The sequence below is a fragment of the Persicobacter diffluens genome, assembly GCF_036244895.1.
Classification (GTDB): Bacteria; Bacteroidota; Bacteroidia; order Cytophagales; family Cyclobacteriaceae; genus Persicobacter; species Persicobacter diffluens.
Map to the genome: position 1 here is coordinate 472,881 of NZ_BQKE01000002.1, position 18,370 is coordinate 491,250.

Consider the following 18,370-nt stretch of genomic DNA (forward strand, 5'->3'; position numbering starts at 1 on the left):
ACTAAACGTAATTTTAACCCGGATTATTCCTGCTTTAATCCTCCTTTAGCTGCATGGCGGGAAAAATGAAGGAATAGTTTACTATTCCGAGTTTTTTCCAACGAAGCAGATGAATGAGGAGAAAGCAAGCTTGACCAAATTTGGGCTATGAAAAAATCAGTCAGCAGGAGAATAATGAATTGATAATAAGTTGTTTACGGCAAACCGCTAAATCTAGCGGTGAATAATTCGGATTAAGCCAGTAGAATACAGCTCATGATAATTTAAGATCTGGCCTTGTATTGAATAAAATAAATCAAATAGTCAATATAAACTCCTGAAGATTTTCCTTAATTGTTAATCCTAATTTTTTCTTTAGCCTATACCTTGAAGTCTTAACGGAATCCGCTGAAATCCCTAATAAAGAAGCACATTCTGCCAGAGAAAGATTCAATCGAATCAGTGCGCAGTGTTTCAAATCCTGTGAGGAAAGATCCGGATGATTCAGTTTGAGCTTGGAATAAAAATTAGCATGCAATCCTTCAAAATAAAATTGAAATTCCTCCCAATCCTGATCAGTGGCATAGGACTGATCAATGAGTGTATTCAGCCTTTTGAGTTGCTTTTGCACCTGAGGAGAAATGGCCTCAATGCCGGAAATTTCCTTTTTTAAGCTCTCAAGAAAGGCATTTTTTTGTACCAGATTCAGGGTATGAGAAGTCATCTGGCGGTTTCGCCTTTGCAGTTCTCCCTCCAATTGAGTCGCCTTCATTCGGGCATTTTTCACTTCTGCTTCCGACAACGCTTTTTCTGTTTGATGAATCTGCTCTTGCTGACTCATCATCTCTTCCTGTTGTTGGATAATTTGATTTTTCTGTTCTACCTGAAGAGCTGTGCTTTGCTGAAGTTCCCGCGTTCTGTCATTCACCATCTTCTGTAATTCCACTGCCCTCTTTTTTAATCTGTTTGCATAAATTTTGAAGCCCATCCACAATAATAAAATTATGAAAATAAGCATCAATATTCGGAAAATAGAAGTGGCATACCATGGGGTTTTTATATGAAATGGCGTAACTATTACTTCCGAAGCAAATTTCCCCTTTTCCATTAACTGCACCTCTAATGCATAATCTCCGGGATCAAAATTCAAATAGGAAAGCTCATGGTTTTTACTCCATTTCGACCAGCTTGAATCCGTAGGCAAAAGACGATAGCGATAAGATAAACCCGCTGCGGGAAAAGTATTAGATTGAAAATTAAAAGTTAAATCCGCACGAAAAGGTAATCCCGCCAAATCAGGGCTTGCTTCAGCATTACCCGCGATACTTAAGCGGATTTCAGGCTTTGCAGAAGTCCTCAGTCTGAAGTCTATCATATTGCAATACACCAAAGATTTATCCGTCGCCACCCATAAATCACCCTGATAATCCACCTCTAAGCCACGCTCCTTAATTGAATTGGAAGGCAAGCCATTCGTTTTATCAAACCAAGCCAATTGACCATTTTGATAACAAAAAAGCCCGCGATCTGTCGCCACCCACAAATAGCCATTGGGAGTCCGGGCAATTCCGAGAGCATTAGGGCTTCCTAATAAATCAAAATCCAGCATTCGCTCCAGCTTTTGCTGAACATCTCGATGAATCTTCCAGAGACCATCAGAGGTAGCCAAAAAAATAGCCTCGGGACTCAAAAGCATATCCCGAATTTCAATGGACTGCCCCATAGCGGCTAAGGACCAATTTTCCCATTGTTGTTCATTATAATTAAATTTTTTAAAAAAAGGGCCCTCTGTTCCGCTACCGGCAGCAAATAAATCCCCTTCCAAATTAGATCGAATCACACTGGTGAAATTTATTCCATGAGCCGAGTCTTCAAAAACCTGCCAGTCTTCATTCACCGTTAAAAGACCCGCATTCCGATTGCCCGCTGCCCACATTTGCCCCTGCTGATCTTCCTGTAAGGCCGTGATGGCATAATCGGGGCGTCTATTCCCTAATGGCTGTACTTGAGCCGTATTTGAAATTCGATATAATTGTCCACCATAAGTCCCCATGATCCAGTCCGACTGGAATGGGCGCACAATACGACAACTAAATTTTCCTGTAGAAATGGTTTGTTCCAATTGCCACTTTCCTTGGCGATGTTTCAACAACCGCAATCGCTGCCCTTCGGAAAATATTAAATTCTCTTCATCAATCGCATATATACTTTCTACCAAATGGGATTTTCCCGCTATCTTAAATTGCTGAAAAGGACGCTTACGCAGTTGCCCCAAGGCTTCGGAACTGCCAATCCACCAGCCTTCTTTTCCGGCTTCAATGGCAATGATATCCTTGGCATTATTAGAGGTGGGAATACCCTCTACCTCCCCGGTAGAAAGATTTACTTTATACAATCCTTCCTCCCAGGTCCCTGCCAAATATTCCTCCGGAGTCACCATAGCGAAACAGCTGGTTGCAGGTAGTTGAGCCAAAAGCTTCACCCTTTTAATTTGACGATCCCTGCTCACCTCCATTTTAATTAAACCGCTTTCACAAGCCAGAAGAAAATAATTAAAACCGATTTGTTTAACTTCGCTGATCCCCTTTAGCGGAACGGGGGAGGCTACTTTCTCAAAAGTATCACCATTTTCGTTCAGCGCCATTATTTCTCCGGTAAAGGAGAAAAACCATTGATGTCCAAAGCCATCTTCGGCCATCAAATGGGACCTGATAAATTTCGGACTACGCGCAATCCCCGGCATAGGGACCCTTTTCATTGTTCCCTGCTCCAGCCAAACAAAATTACTGTCCTCCGCCACCAACAAGCGTTCTTTTTTACCCTTGAAAACCATTTTTGGGTAATACAGCGTACTGTCCGAAAACTGAAAACTTCCGGGCCAAAACGACTGGAATTCAGCAGACCTCCCATGATTTAAAAGTATTTGTCCCAATCCTAAATCATGGACAACCCAAATATTGCCATTTTCCTGCTTATGTAATGATTTAATATGTAAGGTGGGAAAGGCCGAAGGGAAATATTGGAGCTCGATCCCATTAAAATGAAAAAGTCCATGGTCTGAGGCTCCCCATAACATCCCCTGTCCATCCTCCACTAAACTCTTCAGCTGATGCGTGATAAGTCCCTCCTCCACAGGGAAGTATTGATACTGAGTATCCTGCGCCTTGATAAAAAATGATATCGATAAAAAATAAAAAAATAATATCCTCTTTCTCATAGACTACAATTATACAAAAAAGGCGAACGCCTTCCTGATCATTTAAGGTTTTTACCCAAATATTCTAAGCCGAATCTTTTTAGTACACCTTCAAAAACATTGCGGTGCCTATTTTATGAAATTTCCTTTCATCTTATAAGAAATTATCCCGTTTATATGCGAGTTAATATCCCAATTATTGATCTTGTCGGTAATTTCGCTCAGAACTATTTTAAACATATGAGATATCCCATTTTTTTGATCTGTTGTCTGATCCTGTTTGGATCCTGCCAACCACAAGCGCAAAATATGCCTGCCCCTGGAATCATTCCCGAACCCATGAAAATTATTCATGCGGAGGGAGGATTAATCCTTCATTCCCAAACACCGATCACCATCAATGATCCATCTTTACATTTTTCCGCAGCACAAATCCAAAAGTGGATCGGAAGCCCCACTATTCAGGAGGGCAGCAGCGGAAAAATTTTATTGAAAATTGATCCCTCTTTAGATTCTCTGGGGCGAGAGGGCTACTATTTAAAATCCGACCGGGAAAAGCTCCTCATCGTTGCCCCGGCAGTGGAGGGTATTTTTTATGGCGTCCAAACCTTAAGGCAAATGTTACCCTCGGAAATTGAAAATTCCAAAGTAGCAGATCCAACAATTCCTTTGACGGAAATTTGGGACAGCCCAAGATTTAACTGGAGAGGCATGCATTTGGATGTCTCCCGACATTTTTTCAAAACTGACTTTATCAAAAAATATATTGATTACCTGGCTTTACATAAAATCAATACCTTTCACTGGCATTTGGTCGATGGCATCGGCTGGCGCATGGAGATCAAATCCCATCCGGAATTAACCGATTGGGGCGCATGGAGAATACAAAAAGAAGGTAACCCCTGGGATTATTTTGAAATTGCCAAGCCTGAAGACGATCGCCCAAAATATGGCGGCTTTTATACGCAGGAGGAAGTCAAAGAGATTATTCAGTACGCGGCCGAGCGTGCCATCACGGTTCTTCCGGAAATTGAATTACCCGGTCACTCTAAAGTGGTCATGAAATGCTTTCCGGAATTGGCTTGCTTGGATAAAAATGGAAAGCATTACCCCTCTACCCATGTGTATTGCGCCGGAAATCCTGATAGTTATCAACTGTTGGAAGATATTCTTGCGGAGGTATGTGAAATTTTCCCAAGTGAATATATACATATTGGTGGCGATGAAGTAGATAAAAAATATTGGAAATCATGTTCTAAATGTCAGCGCTTAAAACAAAAAGAGAAGCTTAAAAATGAACATGAAATCCAGTCCTATTTCGTTAATCATTTCGAAAAATTCCTCCACAACAAGGGCAAGAAACTCATTGGTTGGCATGAAATTTTAGAAGGCCAATTAAGCCCGACAGCCACTATAATGTATTGGAAAAGCGACAAAGAAAGTAAGGAATATATACAAAAAGGACATCCCATTATTTTAACCACGGAAAATAAATATTACTTCAATTTCTATCAGGGAGACACTCCATTAGAGCCTGTAGCCTGGGGAGGTCACACCACCTTGAAAGACGTTTACCAATATGAGCCAATCCCGGAGGGTTTAAACGAAACGGAATTGGCTAATGTATTGGGCGTACAGGCCAACCTCTGGACAGAGTACATTGATACCGAGGCACTGGCGGAATATATGATCCTTCCCAGAATGTCTGCTTTGGCTGCCACGGGATGGAACCAAAAGGAGCAAAAAGATTGGGAACAATTCCGCAATAAATTGCCGAAACTATTAGAACGTTACGATCAATTGGGGATTCATTATGCGAAATCCGCCTATATCCCGGAGATTAAAATTGAATGGAATGATGAACTGGCATCCGCCACTGCAAGCCTTTCTACTGAACTTCCGGCCACGATTCATTTTACCTTAGATGGAACAACACCGACTATTGATAATGCGATCGCCAATGATTCTCTTATTCAATTAGGACAAGCCAAAGAGATCACAGCACAAGCCTTTGTTGATGGAAAAGCCGTTGGGCCGGAATTGAAAAAAGCAAGTTTAACAAATTTGGCAATGGGTAAATCTGTGGATTTAAAATCTAAAACCTATGGCCGTTATAAGGCGAAAGGAGCACAAAGTTTAACGGATTTAAAAGTAGGCGGTGAAACCTGGGGCAGTGCAGAATGGCTTGGTTTTTTAAATACGGACCTACTGGCCATTGTTGATTTAGACAAGGCGCAAAATATATCAGCCGTTCATTTAAGGTGCATTGAGCAACATAGTTCCGGCATTTCGTTCCCCACCCAAATAGTGGTGGAAGGCTCTAATGATCAGGTTAATTTCCAAACTATTGGATCCATTGACATTAAGGAAAGTGGAAACGATAGCGGCCAGATAAGCACTGAAATATTCAAGATAGCGAGCCAAAAAAACACCAATTATCGATATATTAAAATACGCGCCAAGTGTAAAAGAAGTAAAACTCAGGGTTGGTTTATTTTCACTGATGAGATCATGATCTATTAAAATAGGGAATTCAGGAAATTAAAATTTCACCAACCAATTTTCAAGTGATTTCAAAGTGATGTTGTTTCGGCGATGCCTTGACAGCATCACTTTTTTTTGAAAAATCATTTAAGGCAGATTATTCACCCTTCAATCTCCGTTTAGCAGCTAGGCAGGAAAAATGAAAAAAAATTTTCCCGATTTCGATTTTTTCCCAAGGAAGCAGATAAATGAGGAAATAGCCAACTCCTCCGAATTGGTACAAGTTAAAAAAAAGGATGATCTGAGAAGGTGATAATCCTTTAGTTCTGAAAAATGGGGAATATTCTGTTATAAATTTTAGGGAGATAATAGTTGGGTGCCTTCTCACAATTCCACACCTTCCCATCGTTCCAAAAACAAATCCTGCTTCAATGTATGAAGCAGGATTTTCTTATTTAAATGGAGCAATCATTTTCCCCTTTAACTTTTTAAATCCCAGTACCGCCCCTGCAGCCAATAAAATCCCGGTGCCTCCATCAATGGGAACGGCATTGGTTCCATCGGGAAAAGGCGGCAGTGGTGCTAAATCAGAGTTTGTCATTGTCAAAGCACCCGAAGACCGTCCGCTCTGAGTAGGCCGCATCTGCAATCCCTCCTGCCTACGTGCGGCAGGCTGAATGATAAACCAATTATTTTCTATAAAATGATCCATTTTTCCTCCTTTCCATTACTTCACTAACACTTTAATTTGCTCCAGCTTTCCTGCATAAAAAAACCTTAATATCACCAGGCCCTGAGGCAAATCCTGCAGGCGCAAAACGTAATCTTCTTTTCCAGGGATAAGTGTTCCTTGGTTCAATATTTGGCCGGATAGATCAATCCACTGGTAGGCTACAGGCTTTTCAAGTAGGGTTGGAAAATGGAGCGTCACCCAATCTTCCGCTGGATTAGGACTCAATGCGAAATGTTGCATTTGCTCAGCACCCAGTACCATCGCTTTTCGAAATCGAAACTCTTCTCCTTTCAATAAATATGCTCCTTCCAGAACCAACGCATTTGCAGCACCCGCCCGAAGATTGAATCGAAGCGTATCCGCTGTTTGCCAATCCAGTAAAACAGCTCCTTTTGTACCTTCCCATTGAGGTTTGAGATTGCCCCCCAGCCAGTCCGCTTCATGAATGGTCATCTGCCATAGGGAAGCCTGCAATCCCTCCTTCGCATGGAATTCGAAATAGGCCGTATCTCCAGCGACTCGTTTTTCAAAGGAATAAGGAAAATCATTTAATTCCGATCCCCCCTTATTAGCATTCCAACTATGATCCACATCCCCTCTTAATGCTAGTTGAAAAGTCCCTAATTCCTCCTGCGGCTTAATGATCCAGTCTGAAGGAATTTCCAAATCTCCCAGGTAATGCCGCTGCAATAATTGTTCATCCACTTTATTCAATTGACCATTCCGGTCAATATCTCCCCACGGCAGTCGCTCTGCACCCTTTTGCGAGATAGCAGCGTGTAGAAGTGCGATATCCTTAAAGGAGATCATTGGTTTTACTTCCTCCTTCACCTCCACCGAAAGAGGAAAAGCCCTATTCAAAACATATTCCTCATTCCCATCGGGATAAATTAAGTCACCACTTTGATATACATCAAAATTCAGTCCCGCTGTCAGCCCATTTCCATCAAATAAAGTCACCGGCACCCTTTCCTTTTTACCAATTTTAAGCTCATGAGATTCCGAATACAGCGCAATGACCTCCCCATTTCTTTGGGCTTCAGAGACAAAGGAAAGATTGGCATTTTCCCACTGGTCACTAATAATTACAAATTGTAGTCTGGCCTTCTCCTGTGAGAAATCACTTAAATCTCCCTCAATATTCCATTCAATTTCACCTTCCTGAACACTCAGTGAAGCTTCCTCACCCACGGTTCCACTGAGGTAGGCCAATTGCTGTTGATCAAAACTCAACACTGCCCGCAAATTGGACAAAGAAGTCCAATAGTCTCCACTAAGTGTAACTTCTAAAGTATCGCCTTTATTTCCGAAATCATCTCCCGCAACCAATAGCGAGGGATAAACGGGCTTTTCAAAACTAATAAAAAACCGATCCTGATAATCTCCTGCCTGTAAATCAAAGGTAATGCCTTCCTGATCAACTAAAGCATAGCTTCCATTAAGTTTATCCATTAAAAATACACGTTCTATCCCCTCCTGGCGCTCCACAGAAAATGTAGTATTTCCCGACTGCCCGATCACTAGCCTCAGAGGAATACCATTTACAGGTCGCTCCCTCATTAAGTTAACCGCCAAAACCTCGCCCTCCTTCTCCGTTCCGAGCATAATGGACGCATTGGCTTGCCACTTCATCACTTCATCTTCAAATCCATAACCCAAAACTGTTTGGTTAGACTGTCCACTCTCCTGCTCGACATTCAGCCATAATTGGGAAGTTTGCCCCAATCGGAAAAAGTCCATATTTCCTTTTTCTCCTCTCATGCTATTGGTAAAGCGGATTACCCCATCTGATGCTGCTTTTATATAAAAACCCTGGGCTGCCGGAATATATCCCTGAGCAGGTTGATAGCCGGAGCGTGCCGCCACCCACAATCCTGTATTCGGGCTCAGTGTCGCATAATCAAAAGTGGAATTGGAGAAATCATCCCCGCTGGTTTTATTATCCCAAAAATAGAGACCGGTCCCTTGCACGATCAGGGCTTGATTTTCGGCATAGAAGGCCTGCACATCTACGGAAGAGGGATAAGGATTACCGATTGCATTCCAGCCGGCCGTCACAGGAATATCAATTGTCCCATTATTGAAAGAAACTCCTTTAAAAGTGCGGTCAAAATTACCTCCGGAAGAATAATCTCCATCTTTCGGTGGCTGAACCAAATAAACAATCCCCGGTTGCATGATTTCCTGACCACTCACCCGCTGATATTGCTTCCGCTGATTATCGAATTTGTAAAGCCTATCCTGATTAGCGCGAGGAAACACCCTTTCCATCGTCACGGCTAAGGGGTGATCAGGATCTGATGGGCCATTCACGGGGCTAGTCCAAAATTGATAGCGATTGGCATCAGCCAAAGGGCCAGTATTACGATGATAAATTACCGAGGGCAATTGCTCCTCTGGCAAAGACAAATCTACTAATGAAGTGGATTGGATTCCTCCCTCTTCGATCACCAAATTCCCGGAATTCAGAATTTCTAATGTGCTCCCATTGGGGATAATCAAACAAGGGTCCGCCTGACCAGCGGCAGGAGCCAGCTTAATGGCCCAATTCCCTGCGATCACAGTCTTTTTCGCCTGGGCAATTTCCATACATCTCCAGGTTGGGCTAAAATTGGCTAAATCAGCGGCAGGCAATTCATCAAATGAAAATCCTTCATTAAAAACCACCTGGGCATTATCCTCCGGCAAGACACCCGAAAGGGAATCCACTCGTGTACCACTAGAGGAAGAAATTAAGTATTCATACCAGGAATTCTTTGAACCCTCAAGCGTTTTGACACTATTTTCCTTAAAACCCCACCAGGAATATAGGCGGCTAGGGACATAGTTTTCCTCCTGTACAATATTGGTTTTATCATCAATAAGGTTTCCACTTTCATCTATTACCTTTCCATAAGGGGCCTCATTTTCAATAACGGGATAGAAAGTTTCCGCAATAATTTCACATAAAGCCGGCCAAAAGGAAGTCGAACATTCGGGAAGCTCTTCCGCAGATCTTATCTGAATGGTACCACTATTAATGATGGTAAAGCTGGAATTCAGCATTTCCGTAGAGAGGTATCCCTGATGGTGAAGGGTCTGGTTGCCATACGTATACACTTCGGCTGTGGTGTAGGCGTTAAACTCATCAGTGAAAGTAAAAGGTCCGTTTAGCTCATAGTAATTAATATGGAGGTTCTGGCAAAGTAATGGCCCATTTAAGCCCATATTTCCTACCATTGTTGCTTCGGAAAAAGCAAAATAAACATCATGCCCCTCAAAGAAGCTTCCCTCGCTTGGCTGCGGACTCAAAGTCCTCCAACTGCCATTATTTCGAAGGCGGTGCCACTCCAGTCCATCATACACATAGTTTCTTGCTTGCAGGAAGCCAACAGTTTGAAATACAAAAACTAGGGCAAAGAGTATGGTTTTAGTATAGCGTTTCGTCATAAGCCTGGATTATATTCTTATTAAAAGAGCATTAAAATGATGACATGAAAAAATCAGAGCTATTCACCGGCATTGCCTTCCTCGCAAAAATTAAAAAAAACGGATCAGGTGACTAGATACTGGCGTGGTCTTTTAAAAACGCAACCCATTAAGTCCAAGCCTTTTAGACGCCACTTTTAAAATCAGCCAAAATGATATAGGAAAAATCTTTACTCCTTGCGGAAAAATCTATCGACCAAAACCACATAAAAAAAATATAATTAATTATTGATATGGTTAATTAAAAACTGGATTGTCGTTATAAACCCACAATTTAAATTCAATATCTCCTTGATAAAGGTACACCTAAAGCATTTCTTTGACCTCTATGTATGTTTTTGACGAAAAATCATCTTTTTTGCAAAGACTAAAACCGCGAAACTAAAGACCTTCAATCCTTTACCCAAAGACTAAAATCCATAAAAACGAGGAATACCGGGCAAAAACAGCTTTCTTAATCAAAGAAAATTGATATAAAAAATCAAAAAGTGTCAAATACTTTGTTTAAAAACACAAAATCCATTAAAATTGCCCACCAGAACAATTCACGCATTTTTACGTAAATATTACCAGTCAAAACACCTGAATATGAAACCTTTAGTAATCTTCATTTTGGCAATTGCTCCTTTTTTCGGAAGCAGCCTTAAGGCACAGGATTTAAGCGCTCTTCAAAAGGAACATCATATCGTTTTAATTTTTCCCGGAAATAAAACAGATTATGCAGAAGCGCAATTGAAAAGATTTGACGACGAAAAGCAGGAACTTAAAGATCGCGATGTCATCGTTTTTGTGGTGGAAGGCGATCAGGTAAAGGCCTGGAATGCCGATTTACAACTAACCGAAAGTGTTGAAAAATTGCACGCCCATTTCAAGCTTCCAAAGAACAGTTATAGAACTTACCTGCTCGATCATGATGGAACGGTCAGGTTAAAAGCTACTCATATATTTCATCCCGAATCCATGTTTGCCATGTTGGATGAAGACATTAAGGAATAAAAAAAGGATCCATTCGGATCCTTTCTTTTTGGAAATTTTATTTCACCAATACCTTATAGCCCCAGGGCTTTAAGCTAAATTGATCATTCCCTTTTAGTTCAACGGTATCCCCGCTAAACCAATCCTGATAATTGCCTTTATAAGGTGCACTCTTCAGGCTCACCTCCACCGGAGAGGCACTGTAATTCATCACGATGATCACCAGATCTTCCTCCGCCTCCCGGCTAAAAGAAATGACCTGATCCATTTTATCAGAATAAATCCTTACCATCTCGCCCCCCCAGGCGCCATTCCACAAAGCATGATTCTGATGTTTTAATTTGAAAAGTTTCTGATATAATGCTGCGTTGGGATGATCTTTCCACGCTATTTCATCTTTATCAAAAAACTTTAAGGAACGATCCAGGCCCGCTTCCTGACCGCTATAAACTAAAGGCATTCCGTTTACCGTTGCGGCCAACACCATCGCAGCTTCTAATCCCTCTCCAAAATTACTGTACATATTCCCTTCCCAGCTGTTTTTATCATGGTTGTCGGTGAAAGTCATCCGATAGGCATTTTTAGGAAAAGTGCTCACATCATGTGCCATATATTCCACTAAGGGAGCGATTGAGGTTTTACCTAAGGCTGCCAAATGCATTTTCTCCCACAAGCTCCAGGAATAGGTCATATCAAAGGCCTCCTGATGAAGGTCTCGTGACTCCCACTCTGCCAGCATAAATACCGGTTTAATAGCATCCAGCTCTTTTCTGGCATTATTCCAAAAGTCGGTCGGCATAAATCCCGCCACATCACAGCGGAAACCATCAATATTCGTTTCTTTCACCCAATACTTCAGGGCGGAAGTCATATACTCCCGAATACCGGGCTGCTCGTAATCAAAATCAATGATATCGTCCCAATCATACCAGGGGGTAGGCTGAAAGTTGCCTTCGCGGTTTTTACTGTACCATTCCGGATGTTCCTCCGTTAAAGGATTATCCCAGGCAGAATGATTGGCCACCCAATCAATGATCACATACATGCCCATTTCGTGAATTTTATCCACCAAATGCTGGAAATCTTCCCGTGAACCAAATTCCGGATTTACCCAATAGTAATCTTTCACCGAATAATAGCTCCCCATTTCTCCTTTCCGATTTTTCTCTCCTATCGGGTGAATAGGCATTAACCACAAAATATCAATGCCCATGGCTTTTAATCTCGGCAAATGTTGTTCAAAAGCCTTAAAAGTACCCTCCGGTGTATATTGCCGGATATTCACCTCATAAATGGTCGCATTCTTACTCCATTCCGGATGCGACAGTTTCACATAGGGCTGAGGTTGATAAGGATCAACTTGCTGCTCCATAGCATTTTCCTGAGTGTTGGATTGGCATCCCCATTGACCTAAAGTAAACAGGGTCATTAATACCATTCCCGTTTTAAAAATTCTCATACAATTGAATAGTTGGTAAAAAAATAACAAATCTTGGCGTGTATTCAAAAGCCGGCAATCGTTACCAAAATTTAATTATGAAAGCAACGATGCCCGATGATTAGGCCCCTATAGCCTGACGATCATAAAACAATGACATCAAAGCGATTTCAATACTCCGCATTCGCATCGGCTGGCTTCATTATTAACACACCCTAATGTAAATCAGAGCAGACAATTTTTCAGATAATCTCCAATAAATCCTACTATCTTCCCCACAAACGATTTCGAAATGGGATATTCCAAGTTATCAGTATTGCCTTTTTCCAAATCAAAAAAAAGAGAGGAATCCTAATTTCAGCCAAAATCTAATGCGCATCAAAGCGTGTATAACAGCCAACATTCGCAGCGAAAATTTGATTATTGCAGCAGCGATACCCGATTATTTTGAGAGAATAGTAATGCTATCATTGAAAAATTATATAGAATCACTTCCAATAATTCTAAGTCTGATAGTGCGATTTTAAAGACACTCTTGGAAAATATCGAATAAAAGAAGACCATATGGCCTAGCAGCAAGGAACCCATTAAGCCGAAAAATGTATGCTTTAATCCTCATTTAGCTGCTAGGTGGGAATAGCAGGGAATAGTATCCTTTTTTCGAGTTTTTTCCAACAACGCATCGGAGGGAGAAAAAGTAAGCAAACCCAAATTTGAGCTATTAATAATCAAGCGCAGTGCATTGAAAAGCGTGATTTGTGAGATCCTGATAAATTTAGCGGCGAATAATTCGCGTTCAACCTAACGGTCCATGATTAAGGATAAAAAAGGGCTTCGGGCTTTTGGAAAAACCATTAAGCAAAGAACGAGCGTCAGGATAGCCGAATAGGATAAAACTGAGACGATCCCGATGATCTGGCTAATTAATAATTCCGACGAACCATACATAAATCCAGACCGCTCCCCTAATATGGGCGAAGCAAAACAAGCCGTCACCAATGCCCCCACCAAAGCTGGTGGAACAATTAATAAAAACGGATAATAAGAAAATTCTGATTCAAGGGCTTTTGCCCAATAAACGATCAAATATTGGGAAAGCAGGCCACTGAACAGTCCGCAAAGCAATGCGCCTTCAAAGGTCAAATAGCCCGCGCCAAAACTGATACTAATCAAAGCCGCCATAAAGCCATTACCAATTCCTTCAAAGGAGGCTTTCCCATTCTTCAATGCTTCCGGAATTAACCAGGATAAGCCCCCCACACAAGCGCAAAAATTGGTGGTCATAAAAGCATGAACTGCGCTCGCATCCGCTTTCAGACTACCCAGCGCATGTAAAATCATCAAGCCTAACCAAATAAAAGCAAAGCCCAACAAAAAAGTACGTAAACGATAACCCTGCTCACTATATCGTATCGCTGAGCCCCCGGTAACGATCACCACCACCAGCGTGGAGATGCCCGCCGCCAGCCAAAGGAACCCGCCTGAAAAATCATACAATGAAAAATTGGAAAAGGGAGAATTCCAAATCAACCTTGCAATAGGCACGAGCACCATCGAAAGCCATAAAAATACGAAAAGTACCCAATTCAAGATCGGCATACGATGCGCCAGGTTGATACCAAGCATCATGACGACCACAATGACCTTCATCATTATTACGCCTGCAAAAAGAATTTCAGGAATTTCACCATGCTTTTGGCTTATGCCTATAGATAGGAAAAAAGCCTTCGAAAAAGGCCAGCCAAAACCCTCATTAATATCGGAAAATACCCAGCTATAGCCCACTGCTACCCACCAAATGACCACCAAGCAGAACATCGTAAGGGCGGTCCCCAAAACCTGTAGGCGCCTTCGGTCAGTACCTCTTCCCAGAAAGAATAATTTAATGCCCAGTGGACAAATAATGAGCGTCCAAACAAGCCCTAAAAAAACCCACGCAATATTTCCAGATATTTCCATAATCAAAAAAACAGGGGACCGGATGCTTCCACATAACCGGCCCCTTCTAATCCAGACTGACGATTTTTAATATTATAATTCAGCAGTATCCAGTCATTGCTAATCACCCGTAAAGAAAATGAGGGGCTGTATCCATAACAGCCCGCTCCAAAATCAAGCGATTATTATGATAGATAAAACTTGTGCCTTATATGGCACTATGAATAATTTCCTGCTTTCGCTCCGCACTAAAAATATAAGCGTTAATCGCATAAGGATTTGCTATACAGCATGGCCCTCCCTTCTCTAAAAATCCCCGCCAATGACGCTCCATGAGTTTCCAGGGAATCCGTATGGCCACTGCATGGCCTTTTAAGTCCACGAAAAATTGGTCTCGGGGATGTAAAAAACGATAGGACCCTAAACGATTGATCCCACTTTCATCTTCCTCCTCATGTGTGCTCCCCTCAAAAAGTGCCTCAAAGTATTTTTCATTTCCCAGCCCCTCCTCTTTAGCAAAACTCATAAACAGATTCAGCCGCTTTTCCATTTCCTGTCCGGGAGCAAGTCCGTAATCAATTTCTAATTCACATTTTTTCGCTAATCTCTCTAACAGATAGCGGGCCACGATCAGGTCATCACCGGCAGCTTGCCCACCCTGACCCAACAAACAGAAAACCCACTCGCCCTCTTTTCCGGAAGGATAAATTTGCTTCACCTCTAATCCGGCGTCGATGCACAAATCCAAATGCTGCCCCGCGAAATGCTCCATAAAAGCCTTTCCCAGGAATTTATTAATGCGATAATGCTGCCTGTAAATAAACGAAAGATCCTGCTCGTCATTTAACTCATCACGCAACAAGTGTTGAAATGGATATCCGTTTTCATCAATGGCCTCTGCATATATTAAATAAGTATCCTCCTTCAATACCTTCCCATATGACCTGATCGGCCTTAAGCTGTATCCGGCATTCCCGATTAAGACATCCTCCACCGCATCATTATGCACCACAGTACTCATTAATTCTAAACACTGCGCCTCAGGATTTATCCAGATATACTCTAATTTCTTGATGCACATATAAAGCAAAAATTTAAATTCATCCAGATCAATATTTGTTTAATCACAAGCTTTAGGCAAGCCTCTTTTTTACTGACCTGATCGATATTCGACGACACAATGCTAATGAAATCCTAATGCGCACCAAAAAAAACACAGGTTGCAATTGGTATGCATACCACTTTTAAAGAATGCATGAGGACGCACACTAATTGCACATAAAGGCCTCCAGAGGCATAAAGAAGATATTCAGGGAATGCATTGAGGTTGCATACCAAAATTGTCTTTTATTAAAATTTGATTAGTTTTGAATTAATTCTATCCTTCTCCAAAGATTTTAATGATCCGAACTGCCCTTACTACCTTCATTTTTTGTCTCCTGCCGATCTTTGCTCATACTGCTTTTGCTCAAGATCAAACCAAAAGCTTATTGAAAAATTATGCATTATTGGAAGAGCGATTAAAAGCTGGTGCACGAGACAGTGTCTGGGAGGTCACCTCTAAACTACTGGAGCAAGCTCAAACCAGAGCGGAATATATATTGGCCAAAAAATTCTTGGGGGACATTAAATTTTTCGATCGCGAGCATGAAAGCGCAAGCCTGCATTATGAATATTTACTTTCGCTAGCCAGGGAAGATTTCGATGGCGAAATCCTATCAGTTATCGGCAGGGGCATCAATGATTTAGGAATCATCTATTATAGAAATGGAGAATTAAACAAGGCCCAAAAAGCCCATTTCCTATCGATCAATTGGTACGCAAAGGCAAAGGATCTTAATGGACTGGCATATAATTACAACAACCTGGGGATCATTTATAAAGAGAAAAAACTCCTGGATTCTGCCATTATCAGCGGGGAAAAAGCACTTTCCTACGCCATTACATTAGAAGACACCCTGGGAATGGGGTACAATCACCTCAATTTGGGCATCACCTATAGTGAATTTGGTGATTTGGGAAAAGCACTGGAAGAATTCTTTTTGGCCCTGGATTTTTTTGAAGCTGTTGAAAATCAACATACCCAGTGTCAGACTTATGGCAAAATCAGTCAAATCTACCTCTCGGTTAATGATATGGTAGAGGCTAAAAAGTATTTGGATCTTCATATGGCCCATTTAGATATCGAAAAACATCCTTCTACCCATATCAGAGCGCTCCGTACGCAGGGACAACTACACTCAAAAACCGGTCAACTTGATAGTGCTTTTTATTATTTAAATCAATGTGAGCAGCTGGCACAATCAAGGCCCTATTCAAAATTATACATCAGCAGCCTAATCTCCATAGCCTTTGCCCACCAAAAAAAAGGGGACATTGCCCAATCAAAATTGTATTTCAATAAAGCCTTAGAAAAAGCGACAGACAAGTTTTTGGGAATGGAAATCACCTGTAAATCGAATTTGGCCAACTATTTTTTAGTGGAGGGGAAATTTAAAAAAGCCGAAACACTCGCCCTGGAGGCTTACGAAAAAGTACCCAAGGCCAATATCAAATATGAGCAACGGAAAACTATACTCAAAATATTGTACCAAACCCAAAAAGCTTTAGCCAGGCCCTTACAGGCGCTCCACTACCTGGAGTTATTGCAAGAGAACAGGGACACATCCAAATTGGAAAACCTGCCTCTGGATTTGGCTAAGTTAGAGTTTGAATATTATCAAAAACAGAAAGACCGGGAAAATGTCCTGTTAAGAGAAAAAGAGCAGATCGCTTACCGATCAGAATTAAAGCAAGCGCAATTAGTACAAAGCACCACCCTTGTCATTACGCTATTTGCCATAGTCCTCATTATCATCTTATATTCTTTTTATCACTCAAAAAAACGACACAACCGATTACTACAATTAAAGGCGGAACAGCTAAAAATCAAAAATCGGCAATTGGACGAACTCCATCAAAAGGAGAAAGCCCTGATGACGCAAAATTTAGGTGAAAAAGACCGACACATTGCGGCTATGACCATGAGTCAGATGGAAAAACTCAACGCACTCAAGAAAGTACAGGAAAAGGTCGTGCAACTGGAAACCGTCAATGAGGGAGGCGAAGTAAAAAACATTCAGAAGATGTTGAAATCTACCATGAGTCAAGAGGATCAGTGGGACTCATTTGTTCACCAATTTCATGGTGTGCATCCGGAATTTTTCGAGAAAATTAAAATCTTATATCCAGCATTGAGTCTCAGTGATTTAAAGATTTGTGCCTATATAAAAATCGGTATGGACAATAAGTCTATCGCTGGTGTGACGAACCTTTCGCTGAATACAATCAAAAATCGGATTTACCGAATGAAGAAAAAAATGGAGCTTTCCCCCAAAGATAGTATCCGGGATACCATCTTCGGGATTAGCTAAATTTTATAAAATGGAACTTTTAGGATGTCCTCTTTTTTACGAAGATATGAGGTGCTGTCTACGTACTGATGCTCTTAGAGCATTGCTTCATTTTCCCATTCTTCCCTATTTTTGGAGCGGACGCTCCATTAGTTTTGGGTCGTAGCAAAATGCTACAACCATTGTTGGCTTTCTCCCAAAGATAGTATCCGGGATACCATCTTCGGGATTAGCTAATAAGATTATTATTTAAACTAATACTCTTCCTTCACATAACCACAGTGCAACATTTTATCACCGAAATAGGGGTTATTCACCTCTTTCTCGGCAGCTAACCAAAATGCGCCTTTATTATCGAAAGCCATTGGGCAAAACTGCTGATAGACCTGTATGCCCGTGGGATTCGCTTTGGTGAAATCATAGACCGCTTTAGACAAATCTTCAAAAGCCACGCGTTGTAATTCCACATCGGTAGCGGTGGCAATTTTATTGGCCACTTGAGCCGCTTCATCCAGGCCTACAGTCTTCAGTGAAGCTTCTAAAGGAGCTGCTGCCAATTGGGCATTCTGGGCATTGGTTAACACCAAGGCGTCTTTTAACACAAAATATTGCTCCAATAACACTTTAGGAGAAGCGGTGGTATTTGCTGCTGTTTCCACTTCAGTGGTCGTGTTCGCTTGACTTTCTTTTTGCTCTGTTCCACAGGAAGCGAAAGCGATCAGCGCAAAAAACATCAGCATAACATTCAAATTTTTCATGATTCTATC

10 protein-coding genes are annotated in these 18,370 nt (G+C 41.5%); 3 read left to right on the forward strand and 7 right to left on the reverse strand.

Annotated features, from left to right (window positions below; genetic code table 11):
• Positions 1-295: 295 nt before the first annotated feature.
• The gene (locus AAA970_RS16520) at positions 296-3,196 is read right to left on the reverse strand and encodes a triple tyrosine motif-containing protein (RefSeq protein ID WP_338237994.1); all 2,901 of its coding nucleotides are present in this window, start codon (positions 3,194-3,196) and stop codon (positions 296-298) included.
• A 219-nt stretch (positions 3,197-3,415) separates the two neighbouring features.
• Here AAA970_RS16520 and AAA970_RS16525 point away from each other — a divergent pair, with 219 nt between their 5' ends.
• Positions 3,416-5,698, forward strand: a complete 2,283-nt coding sequence (locus AAA970_RS16525; RefSeq protein ID WP_338237995.1) for a family 20 glycosylhydrolase — start codon at positions 3,416-3,418, stop codon at positions 5,696-5,698.
• A gap of 412 nt (positions 5,699-6,110) precedes the next feature.
• On the opposite strand, the gene AAA970_RS16530 is transcribed toward AAA970_RS16525, so the two are convergent.
• Together AAA970_RS16530 and AAA970_RS16535 are read right to left on the reverse strand one after the other, a co-directional pair.
• Entirely contained in the window at positions 6,111-6,371 is a 261-nt protein-coding gene (locus AAA970_RS16530; protein WP_338237996.1) for a PID-CTERM protein-sorting domain-containing protein, read from the reverse strand.
• A gap of 15 nt (positions 6,372-6,386) precedes the next feature.
• Positions 6,387-9,821 carry a hypothetical protein gene (locus tag AAA970_RS16535; protein ID WP_338237997.1) on the reverse strand — a complete coding sequence of 1,145 codons (3,435 nt, stop codon included), beginning with the start codon at positions 9,819-9,821 and terminating at the stop codon, positions 6,387-6,389.
• Between the two features lie 627 nt (positions 9,822-10,448).
• On the opposite strand from AAA970_RS16535, the gene AAA970_RS16540 reads away from it, so the two are divergent.
• A complete protein-coding gene (locus AAA970_RS16540) occupies positions 10,449-10,856 on the forward strand; it encodes a DUF4174 domain-containing protein (RefSeq protein ID WP_338237998.1) in 408 nt (135 codons plus the stop codon).
• 37 nt (positions 10,857-10,893) lie between these two features.
• Here the strand turns inward: AAA970_RS16540 and AAA970_RS16545 are convergent, their stop codons facing one another.
• From AAA970_RS16545 to AAA970_RS16555, 3 genes are all read right to left on the reverse strand, one after another.
• A complete protein-coding gene (locus tag AAA970_RS16545) occupies positions 10,894-12,294 on the reverse strand; it encodes an alpha-amylase family glycosyl hydrolase (protein WP_338238000.1) in 1,401 nt (466 codons plus the stop codon).
• Between the two features lie 780 nt (positions 12,295-13,074).
• Positions 13,075-14,232, reverse strand: a complete 1,158-nt coding sequence (locus tag AAA970_RS16550) for a hypothetical protein (protein WP_338238001.1) — start codon at positions 14,230-14,232, stop codon at positions 13,075-13,077.
• A 187-nt stretch (positions 14,233-14,419) separates the two neighbouring features.
• The gene (locus tag AAA970_RS16555; protein ID WP_338238002.1) at positions 14,420-15,292 is read right to left on the reverse strand and encodes a hypothetical protein; all 873 of its coding nucleotides are present in this window, start codon (positions 15,290-15,292) and stop codon (positions 14,420-14,422) included.
• A 409-nt stretch (positions 15,293-15,701) separates the two neighbouring features.
• Here AAA970_RS16555 and AAA970_RS16560 point away from each other — a divergent pair, with 409 nt between their 5' ends.
• On the forward strand, positions 15,702-17,624 hold the full coding sequence (locus tag AAA970_RS16560) for a tetratricopeptide repeat protein (protein WP_338238003.1): 1,923 nt from the start codon (positions 15,702-15,704) through the stop codon (positions 17,622-17,624).
• A gap of 233 nt (positions 17,625-17,857) precedes the next feature.
• Here AAA970_RS16560 and AAA970_RS16565 read toward each other — a convergent pair whose 3' ends face one another.
• On the reverse strand, positions 17,858-18,361 hold the full coding sequence (locus AAA970_RS16565) for a DUF3347 domain-containing protein (protein ID WP_338238004.1): 504 nt from the start codon (positions 18,359-18,361) through the stop codon (positions 17,858-17,860).
• Between the last annotated feature and the right edge of the window lie 9 nt (positions 18,362-18,370).